Annotated in this window: 17 protein-coding genes; 16 read left to right on the forward strand and 1 reads right to left on the reverse strand. The window is 33.3% G+C overall.

Features of this window, described 5'->3' with window-relative positions:
* The first annotated feature begins 109 nt into the window (after nt 1–109).
* The 16 genes from ACNO7W_RS11065 (at nt 110) to ACNO7W_RS11140 (ending at nt 20713) form a co-directional block, all read left to right on the forward strand.
* Nucleotides 110–6013 (forward strand): PKD domain-containing protein, encoded by a 5904-nt coding sequence (locus ACNO7W_RS11065; RefSeq protein ID WP_417938167.1) that lies wholly within the window; start codon nt 110–112, stop codon nt 6011–6013.
* A gap of 10 nt (nt 6014–6023) precedes the next feature.
* Nucleotides 6024–7019 carry a PorP/SprF family type IX secretion system membrane protein gene (locus ACNO7W_RS11070; protein WP_417938168.1) on the forward strand — a complete coding sequence of 332 codons (996 nt, stop codon included), beginning with the start codon at nt 6024–6026 and terminating at the stop codon, nt 7017–7019.
* Nucleotides 7020–7674: 655 nt separating this feature from the next.
* A complete protein-coding gene (locus ACNO7W_RS11075; RefSeq protein WP_417938169.1) occupies nt 7675–8388 on the forward strand; it encodes a hypothetical protein in 714 nt (237 codons plus the stop codon).
* Between the two features lie 58 nt (nt 8389–8446).
* Nucleotides 8447–8932, forward strand: a complete 486-nt coding sequence (locus tag ACNO7W_RS11080; RefSeq protein WP_417938170.1) for a hypothetical protein — start codon at nt 8447–8449, stop codon at nt 8930–8932.
* Between the two features lie 75 nt (nt 8933–9007).
* Nucleotides 9008–9355, forward strand: a complete 348-nt coding sequence (locus ACNO7W_RS11085) for a hypothetical protein (RefSeq protein WP_417938171.1) — start codon at nt 9008–9010, stop codon at nt 9353–9355.
* A 213-nt stretch (nt 9356–9568) separates the two neighbouring features.
* Nucleotides 9569–10681: a ligand-binding sensor domain-containing protein gene (locus ACNO7W_RS11090; RefSeq protein WP_417938172.1), complete on the forward strand. Its 1113-nt coding sequence runs from the start codon at nt 9569–9571 to the stop codon at nt 10679–10681.
* 639 nt (nt 10682–11320) lie between these two features.
* A complete protein-coding gene (locus ACNO7W_RS11095) occupies nt 11321–11647 on the forward strand; it encodes a hypothetical protein (RefSeq protein ID WP_417938173.1) in 327 nt (108 codons plus the stop codon).
* Nucleotides 11648–11806: 159 nt separating this feature from the next.
* Nucleotides 11807–11986, forward strand: coding sequence for a hypothetical protein (locus tag ACNO7W_RS11100; protein ID WP_417938174.1), 180 nt, complete (start codon nt 11807–11809; stop codon nt 11984–11986).
* Nucleotides 11986–12528: an SdpA family antimicrobial peptide system protein gene (locus ACNO7W_RS11105; RefSeq protein WP_417938175.1), complete on the forward strand. Its 543-nt coding sequence runs from the start codon at nt 11986–11988 to the stop codon at nt 12526–12528. The genes ACNO7W_RS11100 and ACNO7W_RS11105 overlap by 1 nt, the downstream gene beginning before the upstream one ends.
* Entirely contained in the window at nt 12528–13463 is a 936-nt protein-coding gene (locus ACNO7W_RS11110; protein ID WP_417938176.1) for a sporulation-delaying protein SdpB family protein, read from the forward strand. The genes ACNO7W_RS11105 and ACNO7W_RS11110 overlap by 1 nt, the downstream gene beginning before the upstream one ends.
* A gap of 31 nt (nt 13464–13494) precedes the next feature.
* Nucleotides 13495–13704: a hypothetical protein gene (locus tag ACNO7W_RS11115; protein ID WP_417938177.1), complete on the forward strand. Its 210-nt coding sequence runs from the start codon at nt 13495–13497 to the stop codon at nt 13702–13704.
* Nucleotides 13691–15094, forward strand: a complete 1404-nt coding sequence (locus ACNO7W_RS11120; RefSeq protein WP_417938178.1) for an alpha/beta hydrolase family protein — start codon at nt 13691–13693, stop codon at nt 15092–15094. Before ACNO7W_RS11115 ends, ACNO7W_RS11120 begins: the two co-directional genes overlap by 14 nt.
* Nucleotides 15095–15104: 10 nt before the next feature.
* Nucleotides 15105–15476, forward strand: coding sequence for a DCC1-like thiol-disulfide oxidoreductase family protein (locus ACNO7W_RS11125; RefSeq protein WP_417938179.1), 372 nt, complete (start codon nt 15105–15107; stop codon nt 15474–15476).
* Between the two features lie 361 nt (nt 15477–15837).
* The gene (gene tnpC, locus ACNO7W_RS11130; protein WP_417938180.1) at nt 15838–18498 is read left to right on the forward strand and encodes an IS66 family transposase; all 2661 of its coding nucleotides are present in this window, start codon (nt 15838–15840) and stop codon (nt 18496–18498) included.
* Nucleotides 18499–18545: 47 nt separating this feature from the next.
* Nucleotides 18546–19388: a Bro-N domain-containing protein gene (locus tag ACNO7W_RS11135; protein WP_417938181.1), complete on the forward strand. Its 843-nt coding sequence runs from the start codon at nt 18546–18548 to the stop codon at nt 19386–19388.
* A 392-nt stretch (nt 19389–19780) separates the two neighbouring features.
* Nucleotides 19781–20713 carry a DUF2268 domain-containing putative Zn-dependent protease gene (locus tag ACNO7W_RS11140; protein WP_417938182.1) on the forward strand — a complete coding sequence of 311 codons (933 nt, stop codon included), beginning with the start codon at nt 19781–19783 and terminating at the stop codon, nt 20711–20713.
* A gap of 233 nt (nt 20714–20946) precedes the next feature.
* Here ACNO7W_RS11140 and ACNO7W_RS11145 read toward each other — a convergent pair.
* A partial coding sequence (locus ACNO7W_RS11145; RefSeq protein ID WP_417938183.1) for a transposase occupies nt 20947–21866 on the reverse strand: 920 nt, incomplete at its 5' end.

The raw sequence follows: 21866 nt of genomic DNA on the forward strand, positions 1-21866 counted from the left end.
CTTATGGAAAACCATAAAGTAATAAAAATGCTTTATGTTATATTTGTGAAAATTACCTTTTTACCACATGGCAATGATAGTAATCGTTGATTTAATTTAAGATGCAATTATGAAACACCTTTACAAGATTATTTTTCTTTTTATCTTAATAATTTCAGTTAATAATTTAAATGCCAAAAGCAATTACCCACATTTCGGTATAGATAAAATAATCGTAAAGAGGGATGTTAATAATTTGGCTTTGCCTACAGCAACTATAACAGCGAATGCAACTGCGGTTTGTATTAATGGGACTCAACCTGTAATAATTTTTACAGGAATAGGAGGGACTGCTCCTTATACGTTTACATATAAAATTAATGGTGGAGCTGATGTTAGTATTGTATCTGTAGGAACAGGTAATACAGCCACACTCAATGTTCCTACTACATCAGTTGGAGATTTTGTATATACATTAGTAAATGTCAAGGACTCAACTAATGCAACCCAAAACCAAACTGGAACTGTAACGGTTAAGGTAATTCCACAACCAGATGCAACACTCAATGGAACTGGTTCAGGGACTGTTTTTAATGGAGTACCCGTATTTAGAGTATGCAGTAATACGGTTTCCTTATTTACATTTACAAATGCTTCAAGTACAACTTCAACAAATTTAAATTACACAATAAATTGGGGCGATGGTTCTCCTGATTTTGTGTCAAACACATGGACATCAACTACGCATACATATCAAATTGGATTATGGAACATGGTGTATACAATTGTAGGTCAGAATGGATGTTCAATTTCAAAACCCTATATTATATTTGTAGGATCTAACCCTGCTGTTTCTTTAGGTAACCCGGGGAATACAGATATTTGTAATACAAGTTCACTTACTTTTCCGATTACAGGAACAACAAATAATCCACCAGGAACAACATACACCGTTTCTTTTAATGATGGTTCAGTTCCTCAAGTTTTCAGTCATCCGCCACCTACTGATGTAACCCATGTTTTTTTAAAGTCTTCCTGTGGGACTACTAGTTCTGATGGAACGAGTTCTTATCAAAACTCTTTTTCTGCTAATATTGTAGCTTCAAATCCCTGCGGGAATTCGGCTGTAGGGGTTGTACCAATTTATGTGTCAACGCCACCAAAAGCAGACTTTAAAGTATCTTCAAATACTATTTGTACAAATACACAAGTATGCCTTACAAACGACTCTTATGGAGCTTATGAAAATTATGGTAGCAGTAGTTCATGTAACACGAGTCCCAAAATAATTTGGTTAATTACACCTGCAACTGGTTTTAATTTGGCTAGTGGAAGTTTGGGGAATGATTTTGGTTCGTCTGATCCAAGTCTTTGGACAACAGGATCTAATGTAATATGTCCTGTTTTTTCACAAGCCGGAATATATACTATTACCATGAAAGTAGCTAACCGCTGTGGTAATGATCAAATCGTAAAAACTATTTGTGTAGAGGCTCCACTAGTCCCTCAATTTACTTTAGACACAAATTCAGGATGTACGCCATTAGCAGTTACAGCTACTAATACAACTAACATTGCAGGTTCTTGTGCCACACCAACCTATTTATGGAATGTCAGTTATACTTCGGCCAATTGTGGAACAACTTCGTCTTACGCCTATACTGGAGGTACAACAGCAACATCCGCGAGTCCTATTTTTAATTTTGTGGCACCGGGAACCTATACGATATCGTTGACTGCCACCAATTCCTGTGGTGCTGTCACTTCTGCAATTCAAACGGTAACAGTCAAACAACCTCCGACAGCTGTCATAAATGCAATAGCTGATTTTTGTGGACCTACATCAATAAATCCAACAGCTGTAGTTAATGGTTGTGCTCCTGCATCAAGTGTATTGAGTTATGCTTGGAGTTTCCCCGGTGGAAGTCCTGCTTCTTCAACAGCAGCAAATCCCGGAACAATTAGTTATGGAGCTTCTGGAACTTATACGGTGTCATTAACAGTTACCAATGAATGTGGTGTTTCTGCAACCGCCACCAAAACATTTTCTGTAAGTACAACACCAGCTTTAACTAATACAGACTTAACCCAAACTATTTGTTCAGGTTCACAAACGACTTTAGTAAACTTAACTGCTGATACTGTTGGAACCACTTTTTCTTGGACAGCAACAGCAACAGCGGGAATCACTGGTTTTACAACTTCTGGCGTAACGAATACAATTCCTGTTCAAACGATTTCAACTACAAATACATCAGCAGGAACGGTTACTTATGCCATCACCCCCTCATTAAATGGATGTTCAGGGACAGTTGTAAATTACGTTGTTACTGTAAATCCAGCGCCAAATATTACAACTCAGCCAGCTTCAAATTCAATTTGTCAAAATGGAACACTTAGTGCTTTATCCGTTGTTTTAAATACTTCAACGGGAACTCCAACGTACCAATGGTATTCAAATACAAGTAATAATACAACTACTGGAACACCACTTTCTGGAGAAACAAATGCTACTTATACCCCGCCAAGTACAACAATTGGAACAATTTATTATTATTATTGTATTATTACATTGGGTGGTTCTGGAGGCTGTTCCAGCATTACTTCGGCTATTGCAAGTATTACAATTACTGCTGGAGCAACAGTTACGCAACAGCCAACAGCATCGCAAAATCTCTGTGTTGGAAGCACTATAGCCTCACCATTAACGGTAAGTTATTCTGGCGGAACAGGAATTCCGAGTTACCAATGGTTTTCAAGCACAACCAATACAAATAGCGGTGGAACCCTAATTCTTGGAGCTACTAATTCAAGTTACACACCACCAGCTTTCTCAGTTACAGGAGTAAATTATTTCTATGCAGTTATAACATTATCAGGAAGTGGATGCGGTCCAATAGCAAGTAATCCCGCAGAAGTTAAAGTTGTTGCCGACCCAATTCTTACTTCACAACCATTAGCTACCCAAACCTTATGTCAAAGTGTTGCTCCAACAGATTTATCTGTGACTGCCTCTGGGGATGTTAGTGTTGGGACACTATCTTACCAATGGTATTCAAACGGTACAAATTCAAATAGCGGCGGAACTTTATTACTTGGAGCAACAAATGCTACTTTTACACCGCCTACAACAGCAGTAGGAACAATTTATTATTACTGTGAAATTTCACAAAGTGGCTTGGGTTGTAATGCCAAAAGTAATGTAGCCACCGTAATTATAAATCTAGCACCTGCAGTTACTTTGCAACCTTCCTCAAGTACGCTATGTTTAGGAGGGATACCAACACTTTTAAAAGTAGCTTACATTAATGGAGTTGGTACGCCACAATACCAATGGTATTCTAATGCAACTAACTCCACAATAGGAAGTACTTCAATTTTAGGAGCAACAAATGATAGTTTCAATCCGCCAGCTATAACAGTTGGAACAACGTACTATTATTGTATTATTACTTTGTCTACTGGAGGATGTTCTGTTTTAACATCCGCTATTGCAGAAGTCAAAATCAATCAAAATCCTGTAATTGCAAATAAAAGTACAGTAATATGCAGCGGTACAGCTTTTACTGTTACGCCTGACAATTTAAGTGGTGATATAGTGCCAATTGGAACCACTTATACTTGGACAACTCCTGTAATTAATCCTTCGAATACTGTTAATGGTGTTCTTGCGGGAACCATTCCTCAAAACAATATTAGCCAAACGTTGATCAATACAACTACCGATCCAGCAACTGTTACTTATACTATTACTCCAACTTCAGGAACTTGTGTTGGAACTAATTTTACAATTGTTGTAACTGTAAATCCATCTATAAGTCCAAATAGTATCATCACTAATAGTACTTGTTTTGGCATTAATAATGGGTTAATACAAACTAATTTAACTGGAGGAATTCCTTTTAGTACTGGCGCACCATATTTAGTTTCATGGGTGGGACCAAACGGATTTACATCTAATGCAACAAGTATTTCTAACCTAGCAGCTGGAGATTATACACTTTCGGTTTTAGATAATGGAGGTTGTCCGTTTTTAAAAAGTTATAAAATTACGGAACCTGATGCCATTGTTATTACTACGGATTTAGAAAAGGATATTACCTGTTTTGGCGAAGCCAATGGAGCGATAGCAATTACAATAACTGGCGGCGCTTTAAATTATAATTATACTTGGACTAAAGATAATTTACCATTTGCAAATACCGAAGATTTATCGAATCTAAGCCCGGGAGTGTATGCTGTTTCAGTTTCGGATAATAATAATTGCGGGCCAGTAACAGCCACTTTCACAATTACCGAACCGCCTGTTTTAGTTTTAAATTTAGTGAGCCAGACCAATATTTTATGTTTTGGAACTGCAACTGGAGCTATTGATATTAATGTAGTGGGAGGAACACCAATTCAGATTTCTCCTGGCGTTTTTGATTATAATTATACTTGGACAGGACCAAACGGATTTGCAAGTTCCAACAAAAATCTAAGTGCTATTTTCGCTGGGACGTATAACTTAACCGTAACTGATAATTCAGGCTGTACCAAAAATCTATCAGTTCTTGTAACACAATCTTCAGAAATTATAATAAAGGCAACCACTACTGTAATCAACTGTTATGGGGATAATAATGCGTCAATTAGTATTGTTATTTCTGGTGGAAATGCGCCTTATAAAATCGTATGGAGTAATTTAGGAAGTGGATTATTTCAAGACAATCTTTCGGCTGGAGATTATCTAATTACAGTGACGGATGCTTTGAATTGTATTAATATATTAAATGTAAACATACCCGAAGCGCCAATTTTTACTATAAAACCAGTCACTAAAAACATCTCTTGTTTTGGAACACATGATGGAAGCATAGATTTAAACATTATTGGAGGTATAGTCCCAGTGAAATTAGTTTGGGACGATAGTGCCGTGGCAGGAAATGTTAGGAATAATTTAGGACCTGGAAGCTACACGGTAACAATCATTGATGGAAAACCGTGTACTATTTCCAAAACATTTATAATATTGGAACCGCAAAAATTAGTGCTTTCAGCAAATGTTACGCATGCATTCGATTGCGATGATGCCAATAGTGGCGCTATCAATCTACTGGTTGCCGGAGGAACGCCACCATTTACCTATTCTTGGTCAAACGGAGCCACAGCCGAAGATTTATCTGCTATTCCAGCAGGAAATTATTTGGTAACGGTTACTGACAGCAGAGGTTGTTCAAAAACAGCTCAATATTCGATTAACAGACAACCACCGATAGTAATCGGAGTGGAAACAAAAACCGATTTTAATTGTGAAGCTAAATCTGTCAAACAAACCTTTATGGCCCAAGTTTCAGGCGGAGTGCCTCCTTATCAATTAACATGGTCCAGCGGAACGGTAAGTGGTACCAATAACGAAATGATGAACACCAATCAAAACGGAACTGTCATTCTGGGCGTTACGGATAATTTGGGATGTACTGCAAATTACACTTTCAATGTTGCTATTCCAAAATTAGGAAATCCTTCTTTCACAACAAGTTCTTATTCGTATTCAACATTTGGGACTTTTTCAATTATAGATCCCATACAATTTACGAATACCGCTACAGCAGATTATATCAGTACTGCTTGGGATTTTGGTGATGGAAGCGTTTCCAGTGAGGAAAATCCAATTCACACTTTCGTCAAAGAAGGGAATTATGTAGTGACACAAACGGTTACTTATGCATTTGGATGTATTTATACCTATACTGTAACATTAACAATTGACAAAGGGTATAAATTGATAGTTCCAAATGGTTTCACTCCCAATGGAGATGGAATTAATGAAACTTTTAAACCGGTTTTCGCAGGATTGAAATCATTTCAACTCGATGTGTATGATACTTGGGGAGAATTAATATATTCTGAAACAGGTGAAACATTACACGGATGGGATGGAAGAGTAAAAGAAAAAGAATCAGAGAATGGGAATTATTACTACAAAGCAAAAGCGACCACTTTTTATGGGGCAATAATAAACGGAAACGGTCCTTTTACATTAATCAAATAAGAATAGCAAAATGAAAATAAAAATAGCAGCATTAATAATTTTGTTTGGTTTTTCTTTAAAGGTTAAGGCACAAGATCCCATTTTTACGCAATATTTCATGGTTCCCGAAACGTTGAATTCAGGATTTACAGGGTTTTTAGAAACGACTAATGCGGGAATAGTACACAGAACCCAATGGCCCGACTTGAATTTCAGAGTGGATACGGATTTTGGATTCATCAATACATGGCTGGAAAATGCAAACAGCGGAATAGGGGTAAGCGTTTTAAATCACAGGGAAAAATTCACTAATTATAATTTCACCCAGGTTAATTTAAATTATGCCTATCTGGTTCAATTAAATGATAATTGGTTTTTTAGGCCTGCAATCGAAATGGGTTTTGGAAACAAATCCTATGGTTTTCAGAATATTGTTTTAGAAGACCAAATCAATATTGGACAAGGAACCATAAACACATCTAGTGTGGATCCACTTCTACTGAATGATAAAGTAACTTTCTTTGATTTTTCTGCCGGAATGTTGCTTAACAATGAAAATGCTTGGTTTGGACTTTCTCTAAAACACATCAATAAACCTAACATCTCATTTTCAAACACAGGAAATGTGCCGTTAGAAATGTTTTTCTCTGCCAATGCGGGATATGAATTCCTACTGGGCGATTACATAGATATTACCTATTTTCCTTATGAAACCAAAATGCTTTTAACGTCTAATTATATGCATCAAGGAGAATGCAGCCGATTTGATTTAGGAACCGGGCTTGTTTTCAAAAAGTTTTTCTTCGGAGTTAGTGTGGCTACAAATCCAGGAAGAAAAACGGAAAACAGTCATTTCTTGACTTCGGTAAATGCCTTTGGGGGATTGCAATACGAACATTTTAAATTTGGCTATTCCCATGATTTTAATACCTCCAAAATAGGAAAAACAGGCGGAATTTATGAACTCTCCGTAACCTATCAATTTGATTTGAAAGTAAAATGTTTCGGTTGTCCCAATTATTATTGATCAATGTATTCCCGTCTTATTTCCATAAGGGGCGGTTTTTTGGGGATTCGGTTTTTGGAATATAATACCATTTTTGCTGTAACAGAATTAGATAATTGTGCCATTTCTTAAATGAACTTATATTCCTTATATGGTTTATATTTCTCACCATATAAGGAATATAAGTGCGCCACAAGTGTTCTTTTATAAGTTAGTCGATTAATCTAGGAATTTGAAACATATAAAGAAATCGTCTTGTTTAAAGAAACGAGACGTTTTTTTTATGGAGTTTAGGTTTGGATTAGATTTTATTTTGAATAAAATTGATAGTTTTACGGGAAACCGTAAAGTAATGAATAAACAATGTTTTAGATTTGTAGGAATAAGATGGTTTGTGGTTCTTTTTGTATAAATTAGCAAAAGTATAAGAAGCTGTTTTATGGCTCCAATCCATCCTATTTAGGTTGGCTTTGTGCCATTTTATGGCTGGTATAAATAAGTTGGCAGTCAGTTTAGAAAACAGAAGAAGAATTCAATAACCTAATACAAATAAATTGACAGCCCATATTGATGATTACGCAACGAACATAAAAAATGATAACAATGGAGTCTAGCAACCACAAAAAAACAGGGCGAAACTGAAAAGACAAACGAGTAAGAATATAAACAAAAAAAAATGAAAAATAAAATTAAAGTAACCATTTTAGGAATTATGGCCGTCTCATTTATGCAGGTATTTGGACAAGACAGGGTCAATAGACAAAAAATAACATTTGACCAAAAATCTGAAATTATGTCAAAGGCAATAGGCTGGGCATATAACACTAAATTAGGAGAATGGGTTGACTACATAAATGTCATTTCTAACGACAAGGATTATAAGGACAAATATAAAAACCTTCAAGGCGCATATATGATGTCACATACAAAACAGAATTTATCAACTATACAAATCAAGACAATTACATATAACGAAACAAAATACTTCGTTTTAATTATAGATAAATGGAATGGTCGTTATAAATATCCTTCAATAAAAGAAGATTGGCGCGAATTTAAAGTCACAATAGGTTACATATTTACTAAAAATGAATACGATAAATTAGCTAATATTGAAAATATTTTAGAATTAAAAACCAAGTATTTGGTAAATATGGATTTAGAATACGAAAAATATGACGAAATAAAATTTCTCGACTTAATACAAACAGAACTTTCGAAAGAAAAAAGTGAATATTCTGGAGAATACAAATTTCCGATAACTAAATCAAAAGAAGGAGCGATAAGATTTTATATGCCAGATAGCTTTTCTTCTTATTCAAAATATGACTTTGAGAAGGAATATTTTGAAACAGACTATGCAAATTTTTCAAAAATACTGATTAAATAAAAAAGAGTGCTTCAAGAAATTGACAAGGTTTTAACAGTTAGCTTAGAAAACGAAAAAAATGACAGAAACATTAGAATATAAAATACTAAAATATTTGTCTGAAAATGATAATGGTCAATATGTTGACGTTTCATTTATTGAAAATAATTTAAAGCTACTAAAAAGTAAACTTTCAGAACTAGTAAAAGCTAAATACATAAAAAAGACTGCAACTCCAGTAATTAGAGAATCATATTTTTCATCCAAAGACCCAGTTTATAAAATTCAAATTGCAGGAAGAAAATATTTGGCAGAAATAGAACCTAAAAAACAAAATAAAGACCAATTAAAATATGACTTTAGTAATTCGACAATTGGTCAAGTAAATCAATCAGATTTTCTAACTGTTGAAAAAACAGAAATAAAACAAACTATCCAACCAGCAGAAAAAGAAAAACAACAAAACACAATCGCTGAAAAAATTGGCAAATGGTTTTGGCACGTAGCAATTCCATTATTTATTGGAATTATATTATTAGCTATACAGCAGAAATGGTTTACATAATTTAATCATTTAATTAGATTTTAAAATACTTTTCACTTAAAATTGGTATGAAAACTAAACAGAAAAAACGTATAAATGAGAAAACATAATTCAATTGTAAGAACTAAAACTACATTTGGAAGTTCCAAAAAGCCAAATGAAATGTATTGTAAAATAGAATTTATGACTTTGGAAAAGGCTGTTAGAAAATTACCAAATCGTTTCTATACAACGGATGAAAAGTTTGAAATATACCCATACAAACATTATGATTTAAGATGGCTTTACGAAATTCCTGCTTACTGGTTTCTTTTGAGAATTTTACGAAGATCTGAAAGCAGTATAAGTAGACAAATGCATAATAGAACGTCAACTACTGTACTGTTATTAGAAATATTATCTATAACAAAACCAACAATTGAATTAATTAAACTTTTCATATAATTTTTAATTTATTACTTTTCACTTAAACGGTGGAAAAACAAAACCGAAAAACCGTACTGCCAACACACGCTTTGCAATAGTGGGGTTTAAGGCTGAATTTAAAGATGGTTTTGTACTTAAAAAATTAGTGAATAACCGAAAGACAAGGCTTTCTTATCCCCACCATCGCAAGAGCGCGGGAACGTTGTGCGTCATACTAAAAAAACCAACAGAATGAGAGTAAAATCAGATAGTAAAAACACATTTATCCTTTATTGCACATTTTTGATTGTTGTAACAATCTCTTGTAATAATAAAAGTAAACCAAATGAGGAAAATAAGATAGTAAACGCTAAAAAAAGTATTCAACACCTTGATAGAGGAATCAACGCCATAAGATTAAAATACACAACAGGAGTTCGTTCAATTTTAGAAGATAGTAAAGGAAATATTTGGTTTGGTAGTTACAACGAAGGAGTATGTTTGCTTCATAATGGGGAGCTTCAATATTTCACAACAGAAAACGGATTAAGTGACAATCAGGTAAGGAGTATTTATGAAGATAAAAATGGCATAATTTGGTTTGAATGTGGCAAAGGATTAAGCATTTATGATGGACAAAAAATAGCTGTTTACAAAGGAAGAAATTATGATTCAACAAAACAATGGAAATTAGCTGATACTGACCTTTGGTTTAAAGGTGATGAAATAGAGGGCTACAACAAACTTGAAGAGAATCCAGGTGTGTATCAGTATGACGGAAAAAAACTTTCCTATCGCACATTTCCTGTTATACCTAGACCTGGGGATGGGTTTAAATATTACATTTCAACACCTTTTATCAAAGGTAAAAATGGAACTGTTTGGTTTGGAACCTACGGTGCGGTAATAGGATTTAATGGTTCAGATTTTAAGATATTGGATAATGAATATCTTGGGCTAAACGCAGAAACTGGTTCTTTGCATGTTCGAAGCATAATTGAAGATAGGAAAGGAAATCTTTGGATTGGTAATAATGGAATTGGAGTTTTGAAATATGATGGAAAAAAAGTAGTCAATTTCACCGCACAACAGAAGTTGAAGAAGGAGTATACGAAAGGTAATTCTCTTAAAAAGGTTTTTTCGGTTGGAGAAGATACTGAAGAAAACATTTGGTTTGGGACTGTAGAGTCTGGCGTATGGAGATATGATGGTAATTCCGTGAAAAATTTTACTCAAGAAGATGGACTTGAAAGTAAACACATTTGGACTATATATAAAAGCAAAAAAGAAGAATTGTGGTTTGGAGGAGCAAATCCAAGTGGTGTATATCGATTCAATGGCAAGTCTTTTGAAAGAAAATATTAACTAGAAGTACGAACGCACAACACTTGCTCACAAGAGATTTGGGCAATTGGCTTAATTTGGAAAATGGGTTTGTATTTGGGATGTTTTGGCAAATCCGAAAATAAGGCTTAATTTAACCCCAAACCTCTTGTAGCAAGGGAACGTTGGCAAACAGCTTGCGTGACGACTAAAGATTGGAACTTATGCAGTATAAGATAGCGCAAGTCCAACCCATTATAGCACTAAATTGTTGGTCTTCATCTTTGACCCATTTAATAATTGATAATACTATATTCAAAACTGCTGAAATAATAAAAATAATTGATAATATATCCATTTTTCTGTGAATTAAAGCCGATTTGCTAACACTGCATAACAGTAATTTAGGCATCAGGCTTGGTTTATAATTTTGTTTGTACTTGTAATCTTGGTTTTTAACTTCGATAGTATGGGCATTTTTACCCTAAACTACTGTTATGCTTTAACGTTACAGGAAACCTTTTAACAAACGTCCGTGCTAAAATTTCACGTAAAGCAACGTAGAAGCTAATTAAAATGAAGAAATTAAGCACCGCCGAAAGATTAAAGTTGACCTATGAGGTCGGAATAACCGAAACAGCGACCTAAAGAAACCTGGAAGTAGGTAAAAAATAATTATATATGAAGAAAATTAGAAAAATTTCAAGTAATCCATTGTTATTAGTTTTATTAGTTGCAACATTTTTGTTTGCAAGTTGTTCCAATGATACTGGAAGTAGTGAATTGACAAAATCGACAAGTGAGAATAATGCCAAAATAAGTGGTGAAGAGCTTTTTAAATCCATCGTGTTTGCGGATGGAGTATTAACAGACAAAATACCTTCTCTTAAAAGTATATCAAATGTTAATACCTTGAAAAAAAGTGAGTTAATCAAATTTAGAGCTATTGAAAATGAAGCTATAGCCTATTTAAAGAAAAAAGATGCTAACTATTTTAAAAACTTTTAAACTAACATTTACACTAAAGACCCTGAAATTATTTCAGGAACAATTAAGAAAGTTACAAATCAACTAATCCCATTTATCAACGATAAACTTTCTATTCATAATCTTTCTATTGATAAAATAAGTAAAGACCTAAAAAAAGATGATAATGGAAACATTGATATGCGAAAATCACAGACTCAAATGAAAGAAATGTGCTATGTTTTAGCTGTAGGACTTGCGGTTGTAGCAGTTGCGGTTTTTTACGTTGTAGCCATTTCTGAATTTTATGTTGGTAGAATGTCACAATCAAACTCAATTACTTTAGAAGCGATCTCAATTCAAGTAGCACAGAATTTATAATGAAAAAGCAATATTTAAAATTGATATTCTTTTATATTTCAATATTTTGCACAATACTAGTTGTGGCTTCTATATTGGTAATAAGTAATAGTCCAAATCCTATAACATTAAATTACAATATCCCTTTTAAAAATAATTTGAATGCTCTAGCCCCACAGGGCTGGGCATTCTTTACAAAAGATGTGCACAAGGACTACTTCAACATATACAGCATTAAAAAAGGAAAAATTAATTCTGTATGTTTGAAATCTGCTGAACTAACACAATATTTTGGAATAAAAAGAGATAACAGAATAATCAACCATAAAATTGGAACTATCTTGAAAAATATAAATGAAGAATTGTGGTACAATTTCAAAGGAAACGTAGATAAAATACCGCAAGACTCGTTAGCAAAAATATCTATAAATGTCAAAGAGCCTATGATATATGGTGTTTATCTAATTGAGGAAGGCAATCCTTTACCATATGATTGGTATAAATCTAACTTAAAAATACATAGAACAATGAAGTATATTCAACTTGAAATCAAAAATAAATAATGATATTTAGACATTTAAAAATAATTGAAAAGATAATTGATAATAACTATTGGACAAATTGGCTAGGAATAAGCAGAAGTTTATTGTCTTTTTCGCTTCTAATGACTTTATTATTCAATAACAAATTAACTTTATTCTATAGCGGTATTCAAAATGAGAACTATCCAAAATTTAGCAATATTGAATTCAACTTATTCTCTTGGTTTAACAATTTAGAAACTGGAGTAATAATAAGCGTAATAATTTTGACATTTGTGATGATTGGCATATTTCCTAAATATACTTGTATTCCTCATTGGTTTGTGACTTATAGCTTTAGTATTACTTCTGCTTGCAATGATGGAGGAGACCAAGTTGCATCAATAATAACTCTATTATTAATACCAATTTGTCTTTTAGATACACGAAGATGGCATTGGTCAAAAACACAATCAGAAAAGACTTTTATTGCAAGAACAATTGCCACCTTATCATATTTTTTAATTTGTTTCCAAATCTTCGTAATTTATTTTTTTGCTTCAGTAGGAAAATTTAAAATGGAAGAATGGAAAAATGGTACAGCAATTTATTATTGGTTAACACAGCCTCTTTTTGGAGCAACAAACTTTTACAAACCTTTTATTGATTTAATTTTGTTCTCACCAATACTCACCACTTTTTTTAATTGGTCTGTATTATTTTTAGAACTAATTATAGCCTTTAGCTTATTTTCTACAAATAAAAAATACAGAGGAGTAATTCTTATAATTGGTATAACCTTTCATTTTTTTATTTTGCTTTTTTTAGGCATTGTCACTTTTTCTATTACAATGTCTGCTTGTCTAATTTTATTCTTAATCTCTAAAAACAACAATTATGAGTATCGAAATTTTTGTTTCAATCCTTTTGTTAACCGTTTCCGTAATATTGTTTCTTTTTCCGCCAAAAAAAATTAATTATTTTTATGGCTATCGAACCAAAAAATCAATGAAAACCATTGAAAATTGGAAATTTGCAAATCGTCTCTCAGCAATTATAATGATGTTGCTCTCTGTTTTTAATATTATTGGGTTCTATATCGCATCGCTATTTACAGATGAAATAAGCAAAAATATTTTTGCTTTAATCTTAGTTGTGGAATTTGCTATTATGTTTTATGTAACCGAAAAAAAAACATCCCAAAATGAAAAAAAATAAGCAAATTATATTGATTATTTTTCTATTATCAATTTCAGGTTATTCACAAGAAATTACTGGAAAATGGAGTGGAAATTTGAAAGTTCAAGGAACTCAATTAAGATTGGTTTTCAATATTAACCAAATTGAAAATAGATACATCTCAACAATGGATAGCCCTGATCAGGGTGCTAAAGGAATTCCAGTAACTTCAACAAGTTTTGAAAACTCAATATTAAAAATTGAAATGTCAAATGCAAAAATTGAATATCAAGGGACTTTAGGCAAAGACAATAATATTATTGGTGTTTTCAAACAATCTGGACAATTTTTCCCATTAAATTTATCAAAAAAATCAGTTGAGAAAGAAGAATTGATTAGACCACAAGAACCTGCAAAACCATATTCTTATTATTCAGAAGACATCACTTTTGAGAACAAGAAAGCAAATATTATTTTAGCAGGCACATTGACATTGCCGAAAAAAGATGGAGTATTTCCAGTTGTTGTTTTAATAAGTGGAAGTGGCCCACAAAATAGAGATGAGGAATTAATGGGACATAAACCATTTCTTGTTCTAGCAGACTATTTAACAAAAAATGGAATTGCAGTTTTACGTTTTGACGACAGGGGAACTGCTTCTTCAAAAGGAAATTTTAAAACTGCCACAAGTTTAGATTTCTCAACGGATGTTGAGGCAGGAGTGAAATATTTACAAACAAGGAAAGAAATAAACAAAAAGAAAATAGGTCTAATTGGACATAGCGAAGGTGGAATAATTGCACCAATGATTGCTAGTCGGTCTAAAGAAATTGCTTTTATAGTTTTGTTAGCAGGGACAGGAATACCCGGTGATGAATTACTTTTATTACAACAAGAATTAAAAGGCAAAGCATCAGGAGTAAGTGAGGAGAATTTACAAAAAACAAAAAACACAAATAAAGGTGCTTTTGAAATTGTATCCAAATCAACAAATTCAGAACAATTAAAAATCGATTTAACAAATTATATTAAACAAACTCTAAAAGACAATCCAAACGCTGAAAAACCCGAAGGAATAAGTGAGGAAGATTTTGTACAGCTACAAGTAAATCAAATTGCAAGTCCTTGGATGCAATATTTCATAAAATACAATCCAGCAACAACATTAGAAAAAGTAAAATGTCCTGTTTTGGCGATTAACGGAGAAAAGGATATACAAGTTCCACCAAAAGAAAATTTAGAAGCTATAAAAAAAGCATTCGAAAAAGGGAAAAACAAAAATGTAATAATAAAAGAGCTACCAAACTTAAACCATCTTTTTCAAGAATGCAAGACAGGTTTGCCAAATGAATACGCTAAAATTGAACAGACTTTTTCACCAATAGCATTAGAAGAAATACTTAATTGGATTGTAAAGCAAGTGAATTAAATCTAAATATATGACAATCTTGACAGTATTCTACGATGACTGGTGTCCGAACTGCTCAAAGTTTGTAAATCTAATTCATAAATTAGACTGGTTAAATTTGATAGAAACAAAACGATTACGAAATGAATTAGACACTAATTCATTTCGTAGTCTTGATTTTAAACTAGCGAAACAACAAATGGCATCGTTCGATACTAGTTGGCATTTCGGCTACAATTCTTTATATTTTATCTTTATAAGACTTCCTTTATTTTATATTTTTTTACCTTTACTTTTCATTTTAAAAATTACTGGTTTTGGTCAATACTTATACATTCAATTAGCAATAAATCGGAAAATAGTTCCATTACAATGTAATTCAGAAACTTGCGAAACTAAATAATAAAAAACGAAACCTCCCATAAAGGCTTCCTGTAACCGCTGTTTGGCAATATGGCGGGTTTAGGCTTAATTTAAAGATGGTTTTGTACTTGTGAAATTAGTCATTAACCGAAAGTCTAGGCTTCCTTAATCCGCCACATCGCCAAGCGGCCAAACGTTACAGGCAAGCGTAACAGACAACCTGCACCCCTGAGAATGACAACCAACAAACGAACAAATTTATGATATGACATGTGAGCAAACTTTGAAACTATTGGAGTTCACTGCAACTTGACACAAATCAACCTTGCTGACACTCAATCCGACTTACATTTTTTAAAAATAATTTTAGCGAATTTTAGCCAACCCTCAATAGTAGAGTAATGCAAATAACTAATGATATACTTCTCAGTTTTATTCATTGTCCCTACAAAGCATATAGAAAATGTAAATCCGAAATCGGAGAAATTTCCGATTATGAAAAAATATTCAACGAGTTAAAATGTTCTCGAAAATTATTATTTTTAGAAAAGCTGTCATCTGCAAAGACCCTAATCCGAACTCAATCCGCTGGAAATAATTTTGCTTTTAATGACGGAATAATTCTTGATCAAAAATTTATAAATACAAATACCGAAATAATACTTGATGGCTTTGAATTTATTGGCAAGAACAAGGCAATTCCAATTTTATTAACACCATTTGAAAAGATTACACAAACGGACAAGTTGCTTATTTCTCTGCAAGCATCATTAATCCAAACTGAATTTAATCTCAAGGTAGAGTGCTGTAAAGTGATTTACGGAAAAAACTTCCAAGAAAAGCAATTCAAATTATCATCATTCACGAAAAATATCAAAAAACATATCGATGAACTGAATAAGATGCTATTAGCTCCAAATGAACCTTATCTGATTTTAAATAAACATTGTGCCATTTGTGAATATAGTGCCTCTTGCAAAGAAAAGGCGAAGGTTGATAGTAACATGAGTTTACTGGATAGGGCAACATTCAAAGTAATAGATAAATATAAAAAGAAAGGAATCTTTACAATTCAACAACTTTCATATTTATACAAACCAAGAAGGCAGACAAAACGGACAAAACAATTAGTCGCTCATAATTTAGAATTGCAGGCATTAGCACTTAGAACAGATAAAATTTATGTGCAACAATTACCAGAGCTATCAAGACAGCCCATTGAATTATTTTTAGACATTGAAGGTAATCCTGATCAAGATTTATATTATCTGATTGGAGTATTAATATGTAAAGACGATGCAACTATATCCAATAGTTTTTGGGCTGATAAAACATCTGATGAAGCTCATATTTGGCAACAGTTTCTTTCGATAATAAATGAATATCCTGATGCTCCTATATACCATTATGGAAGTTATGAAATAAAAGCGATTGCTATTCTTGGAAAGCGTTATAATAGAAATATAACGCACATACAAAATCGTTTAATAAATATTGTCAATTCAATTTACGGTAAAATTTATTTTCCAGTTTATTCAAATCGATTGAAAGAATTAGGAAATTACATTGGTGCGACTTGGTCTTCCCCTAACGCAAGCGGCATTCAAAGTTTGATATGGAGACATCAATGGAACGATACAAAGGATGCAAAATACAAGCAATTTTTAATCATATACAATTTAGAGGACTGCATAGCTTTAAAATCGTTATCTGATAAACTAACATTAATACAAGAATCTGCTAATATTTTGCCCGAAGTAGATTTTGGAAGCAATCCTAAAAAAAATTCCACAGGGTCAAGTTCTCTGGTTCATAAACAATTTGACAAAATCCTTAAATTTGCTCACGAAAATTATGAAGGAAGGAAAATAAGCTTTCAAAATGTTGATCAACAAGAAATTCAAGAAGAAAAAAAGGCAGGCGGGAAAATTGGACACAAAGGTGTAACACGAACTATCCCTAAAGCACAAAAAACAATTATTGTCCCAATAAAGAGAGTTTGCCCTGTTCATAAATCTAAATTAATTAAGAATCAAAAAACTACAGAACGAACTCTTACTAACCTTGTTTTTACAAAGCACTCCATACGAAAAACTGTCATCAAATATATCGGACATAAAAGTTATTGCCCTTTATGTAATAAATATTTCATTCCTCCTCAAATTGAATCAATTAGCAGTATGCACTTTGGTCATAATTTTAAATCTTGGGTTGTTTATCAACGCCTTTTTCTTAGATTACCCTACAATATAATTCAACTTAACTTGAAGGAGTTATTTAATGAAAATATCAGCCAAAGTACACTTACTAATACACTAAGAGATTTTTCATCGTTTTATAGCTATACAGAGAATAAAAATTGGTTACATATTTTGAATAGTCCATTTATTCATGTAGACGAAACGAAAGTCAATGTTAAGGGTATTGATCATTATGTCTGGGTTTTGACAAATGGCAAACAGGTAATTTTCAGAGAAACGGAAACTCGTGAAATTGAAATGGTTCAAAAATTGTTGGGAAAATTTAAAGGAGTGCTTATTGCAGATTTTTATTCAGGCTATGATTCGCTGCCATGCAAACATCAGAAGTGTTGGGTTCATTTGATAAGAGACCTTAATAATGATTTATGGAAAGATCCTTATAATATTGAATACGAAAAATTCATAATGGAATTACGAAATTTAATCATTCCAATTTTTGCAACAATTGATAAATACGGGTCAAAAAAATGCCATTTTAATAAATTTAGAAAAAATATAAATGAATTTTACAATCGAGTATTAATGAATGAAAGTTATAGCTCAGAAATTACCTTGAAATATCAAACACGATTAAAAAAACATTGGACAAATTTGTTTACTTTTCTCGAAATGGATAATATTCCATGGAACAACAATATGGCAGAAAGAGGACTAAGACATTTAGCAATTCAAAGAAAAATATCCACCTATTTTGATAATGGAGTAAAACATTACCTCTTATTTCTCGGTATAATGCAAACATGCAGATTTCAAAAAAAATCATTTCTAAAATTCCTTCTTTCTGGCAAGAAAAGTATTTGAGTGAATCAAAAACATTGTAAATTAGCAACGCAAAATATTTAATATACATGGGAAGCATTAAATTATTCGAGAGCAAGCGAATTCGTTCCGTTTGGAATGACAAGGATCAGAAATGGTACTTTTCTGTTCAAGACGTTATAGAAGTTCTAACAGATAGTACAGATGTTAAGCAATACATAAAAAGGATTTTAAGCCGTGACGAAATGCTTAAAAGCAACTGGGGTACAATTTGTACCCTAGTTGAAATGGAAGCAGCGGATGGTAAAAGACGAAAGATACAAGCTTCCGATACTAAAGGGCTTTTAAGGATTATTCAATCTATTCCATCTCCAAAAGCAGAGCCGTTTAAACTTTGGTTAGCACAAGTTGGATCAGACAGATTAGATGAAATTGAAAATCCTGAATTAGCAACACAGCGTACAAGAGAACTGTACAAACTTAAAGGCTACCCTGACGACTGGATTGAAAAGCGAATGCGAAGTATTGCTATTCGTGAAGAGTTGACAGAAGAATGGAAAAACAGAGGTGTAAAGGAACAAATAGAATATTCAATACTCACAGCAGAAATTTCAAAAGCAACTTTCGGCTTGACACCTTCCGAGTATAAAAAAGTAAAAGGACTGAAAAGTCAAAATCTACGGGATCATATGACTGACCTTGAATTGATTTTTTCAATGCTTGGAGAAGCTTCGACAACTGAAATTGTAAAAACACAAAATCCGAAAGGATTTATACAAAATCAAAAGGCAGCTAAACAAGGTGGTGCAGTTGCGGGTAACGCAAGGCGAGAACTTGAAAGTAGGACAGGTAAAAAGGTTGTCTCAACAGACAATTATTTGCCAGAAGCAAAGAAAAATAAAGAACTAAAAAAAGGAAAAGAGGAAAAATAGACAAGCACAGCTGAAAGCACATTTGCAATTCACACAAATTAACTCACAGACCAAAAATCGCAAAAGAGCTTCAATATCTCTTACTGGATAAAAGTTGTTTTTTTAAATATCCTCCCCTCCTAAAAATTAAAAAAACTCAATCGCACAATCCGAAACAAATACAATCCAACAGCTGACAGTTAAACTCAACATTGACCATGATTGCAAGGCACAGGCGACAAGAACGGCAGCCTGTAACAGCGGTTTTGATATAGTGGGGTTTTAGTGGAATTACCGTAAACAATTACGTTCACGTTAAACCGAAAATACTCTTCTCCGAAATCCCCACCATCTCAAAGCCGCAAGACGTTATGCGACATTCTATAAAAAAAATACCGTTAAAATTATTAGATATGAAATTAAATCTTGTTTTTACTGCAAGTTTTCTTCTTTTTTGTAACATTGCTTTTGGACAAAACAATTTTTCTGAAAATCCTTTAGATGCTGTTTTTGAAAAGAACGATTCAAAGAATTTTTGGGAAGCATTTGATAAAATGGACAAATCAAAACAGAATCCATTTAATGAATATTTGCAAAAAGGCTCTTTAGGCGTTAAAGGATTTACTCAAAACAGAATAATTAACGCAGACTCACTTTTTGCAGTGGTAAAAAAAAGGAAGGCAGACTATGAACTTTCAAGATATGTTTTAGATGGACTTCCCTCCAAAGAAAAAAGGATAAGAGCAATCTATAGTGCTTTAAAATATTGGTATCCAAATGCAAAATTTCCACCTATTTATTTTGTTTATGGGAGATTCAATTCTGGCGGAACTTCTTCAAATGATGGAATAATAATTGGAACAGAAATGCTAAAAAATCTTGACGGAGTTACAGGTCTTATTGCTCACGAACTTATTCATTATCAACAAAAATTAGAAGGAAAGGATATGCTTTTAAAATGGACATTGCTTGAAGGAGGTGCGGATTTTATTGGCGAACTCATTTCAGGAGAATCAATAAATAATTCTTCATATAAATATGGTGAACAACACTTGGATAAATTATGTCAAGAATTTGTAACGAGATTAAAAAATCAAGATTATCAAGATTGGCTATATGGAACTTCCAAAAAAGATGATAGGCCAAATGATTTAGGATATTGGGTTGGTTATAAAATAACAGAAGCTTATTTTAACAAGCAAAAAGATAAACATAAAGCAATTGCTGAAATACTCAATATAAAAGATCCAATGCAATTTTTAAGGCAAAGTGGATTTTTAGATTCTTATATTGAAAAGTATCAAAAATCAAAGAAAGAAAATTTTGAAGAATTCTATAAACAATAAGAAGTTAAAAGAACGTCGCACAACAGCCTAGGGTTTCGTTGCGTGCGCAGCACGAACAATGAAACCCGGGTTGAACGGAACCGATTACAAGTCCGTCAACACTATGCACTTATCGTAAAAAATTTAGAGAGAATTTCAAGAGGCAAGTGTGCCTCTTTTTTTTGGAGTGGTTTCAGCTTGGTTTTTTCGTGTTTTCCTTCACTTTTGGGCACAATTGCCCTTACCCCATCCCGCTAACTAGCGGAACAGGAACTGGAGCTTTGGCAACCGCCAAGATACCAAGCCGGCGGACCACGCTGGTCAAAAACCGCTATTCGGTGCAAATTGCCTGTTTTGCAACACGGACACTTGGGTAAAAAAGGCTTCTTTTCTACTTTTTTCAATACTTTTACCTGAAGCTTCTCCTGCAAAAGCTTTAGCTTTTGACGCTTCCAAGTACTGCTCAAAAAACCATAATGACGGATTTTTACAAAACGCTTGGGCAAAATATGCAACGCAAACCGCCTGATAAATTCCTGATGCGAGAGTGTCATAAGCTTTTTGGCTCCTGCCATTCGATAATCCTTGTAATCAAATGTCACATTTTGGGCATCAATATTTTTGATTCTGTGGTTGCTGATGGCGATTTTGTGGGTGTATCTTCCCAGATATTCCACCACCGATTTTGGACTTCCAAAAGGACGTTTGGCAAAAACAACCCACGGTTTTTGCCATAAATCGGTGCGGATTTGCTCGTAACCAATCGGATTTTTTGCCTTGAGTTTTTCGCAATATTTAGCCCTAAAAACTTTCGACAAGGCTTTTACTGGAAACAAGAATTTACCATCGGTTCTGCTATTTTTCCATTGTCCGTTTTTGTCCACGCCACCGCCCGGAACAATGCAATGCAGATGCGGATGCAAGCTCAATTGCTGTCCCCAAGTATGCAAAACGGCAATCATTCCCATTTGCATTTCCTTGGCTTTGCCAAAAGTTTGAAGCGTTTCCCAAGTAGCTTCAAACAAAGTATCATAAACCATTTTTGGCTGGTGCATTGCCAAAGAATTGATGCTATCGGCCAAGGTAAAAACCAAGTGAAAGTATGGTACGGGCAAAAGTTCCGTTTCTCTTTTTTCTATCCAATCTTCCCGATTCTTGCCCTGGCACTTCGGGC

The organism is Flavobacterium sp. ZB4R12 (assembly GCF_048276375.1).
GTDB lineage: Bacteria > Bacteroidota > Bacteroidia > Flavobacteriales > Flavobacteriaceae > Flavobacterium > Flavobacterium gawalongense.

What these genes read in the sequence shown, in the direction of transcription:
- ACNO7W_RS11135 (WP_417938181.1), top strand. Translation starts at nt 18,546, where the DNA reads ATGGGAAGCATTAAATTATTCGAGAGCAAGCGAATTCGTTCCGTTTGG.
- ACNO7W_RS11120 (WP_417938178.1), top strand. Translation starts at nt 13,691, where the DNA reads ATGAAAAAAAATAAGCAAATTATATTGATTATTTTTCTATTATCAATT.
- ACNO7W_RS11100 (WP_417938174.1), top strand. Translation starts at nt 11,807, where the DNA reads ATGCGAAAATCACAGACTCAAATGAAAGAAATGTGCTATGTTTTAGCT.
- ACNO7W_RS11090 (WP_417938172.1), top strand. Translation starts at nt 9,569, where the DNA reads ATGAGAGTAAAATCAGATAGTAAAAACACATTTATCCTTTATTGCACA.
- tnpC (WP_417938180.1), top strand. Translation starts at nt 15,838, where the DNA reads ATGCAAATAACTAATGATATACTTCTCAGTTTTATTCATTGTCCCTAC.
- ACNO7W_RS11085 (WP_417938171.1), top strand. Translation starts at nt 9,008, where the DNA reads ATGAGAAAACATAATTCAATTGTAAGAACTAAAACTACATTTGGAAGT.
- ACNO7W_RS11140 (WP_417938182.1), top strand. Translation starts at nt 19,781, where the DNA reads ATGAAATTAAATCTTGTTTTTACTGCAAGTTTTCTTCTTTTTTGTAAC.
- ACNO7W_RS11065 (WP_417938167.1), top strand. Translation starts at nt 110, where the DNA reads ATGAAACACCTTTACAAGATTATTTTTCTTTTTATCTTAATAATTTCA.
- ACNO7W_RS11125 (WP_417938179.1), top strand. Translation starts at nt 15,105, where the DNA reads ATGACAATCTTGACAGTATTCTACGATGACTGGTGTCCGAACTGCTCA.
- ACNO7W_RS11080 (WP_417938170.1), top strand. Translation starts at nt 8,447, where the DNA reads ATGACAGAAACATTAGAATATAAAATACTAAAATATTTGTCTGAAAAT.
- ACNO7W_RS11110 (WP_417938176.1), top strand. Translation starts at nt 12,528, where the DNA reads ATGATATTTAGACATTTAAAAATAATTGAAAAGATAATTGATAATAAC.
- ACNO7W_RS11115 (WP_417938177.1), top strand. Translation starts at nt 13,495, where the DNA reads ATGAAAACCATTGAAAATTGGAAATTTGCAAATCGTCTCTCAGCAATT.
- ACNO7W_RS11070 (WP_417938168.1), top strand. Translation starts at nt 6,024, where the DNA reads ATGAAAATAAAAATAGCAGCATTAATAATTTTGTTTGGTTTTTCTTTA.
- ACNO7W_RS11105 (WP_417938175.1), top strand. Translation starts at nt 11,986, where the DNA reads ATGAAAAAGCAATATTTAAAATTGATATTCTTTTATATTTCAATATTT.
- ACNO7W_RS11095 (WP_417938173.1), top strand. Translation starts at nt 11,321, where the DNA reads ATGAAGAAAATTAGAAAAATTTCAAGTAATCCATTGTTATTAGTTTTA.
- ACNO7W_RS11075 (WP_417938169.1), top strand. Translation starts at nt 7,675, where the DNA reads ATGAAAAATAAAATTAAAGTAACCATTTTAGGAATTATGGCCGTCTCA.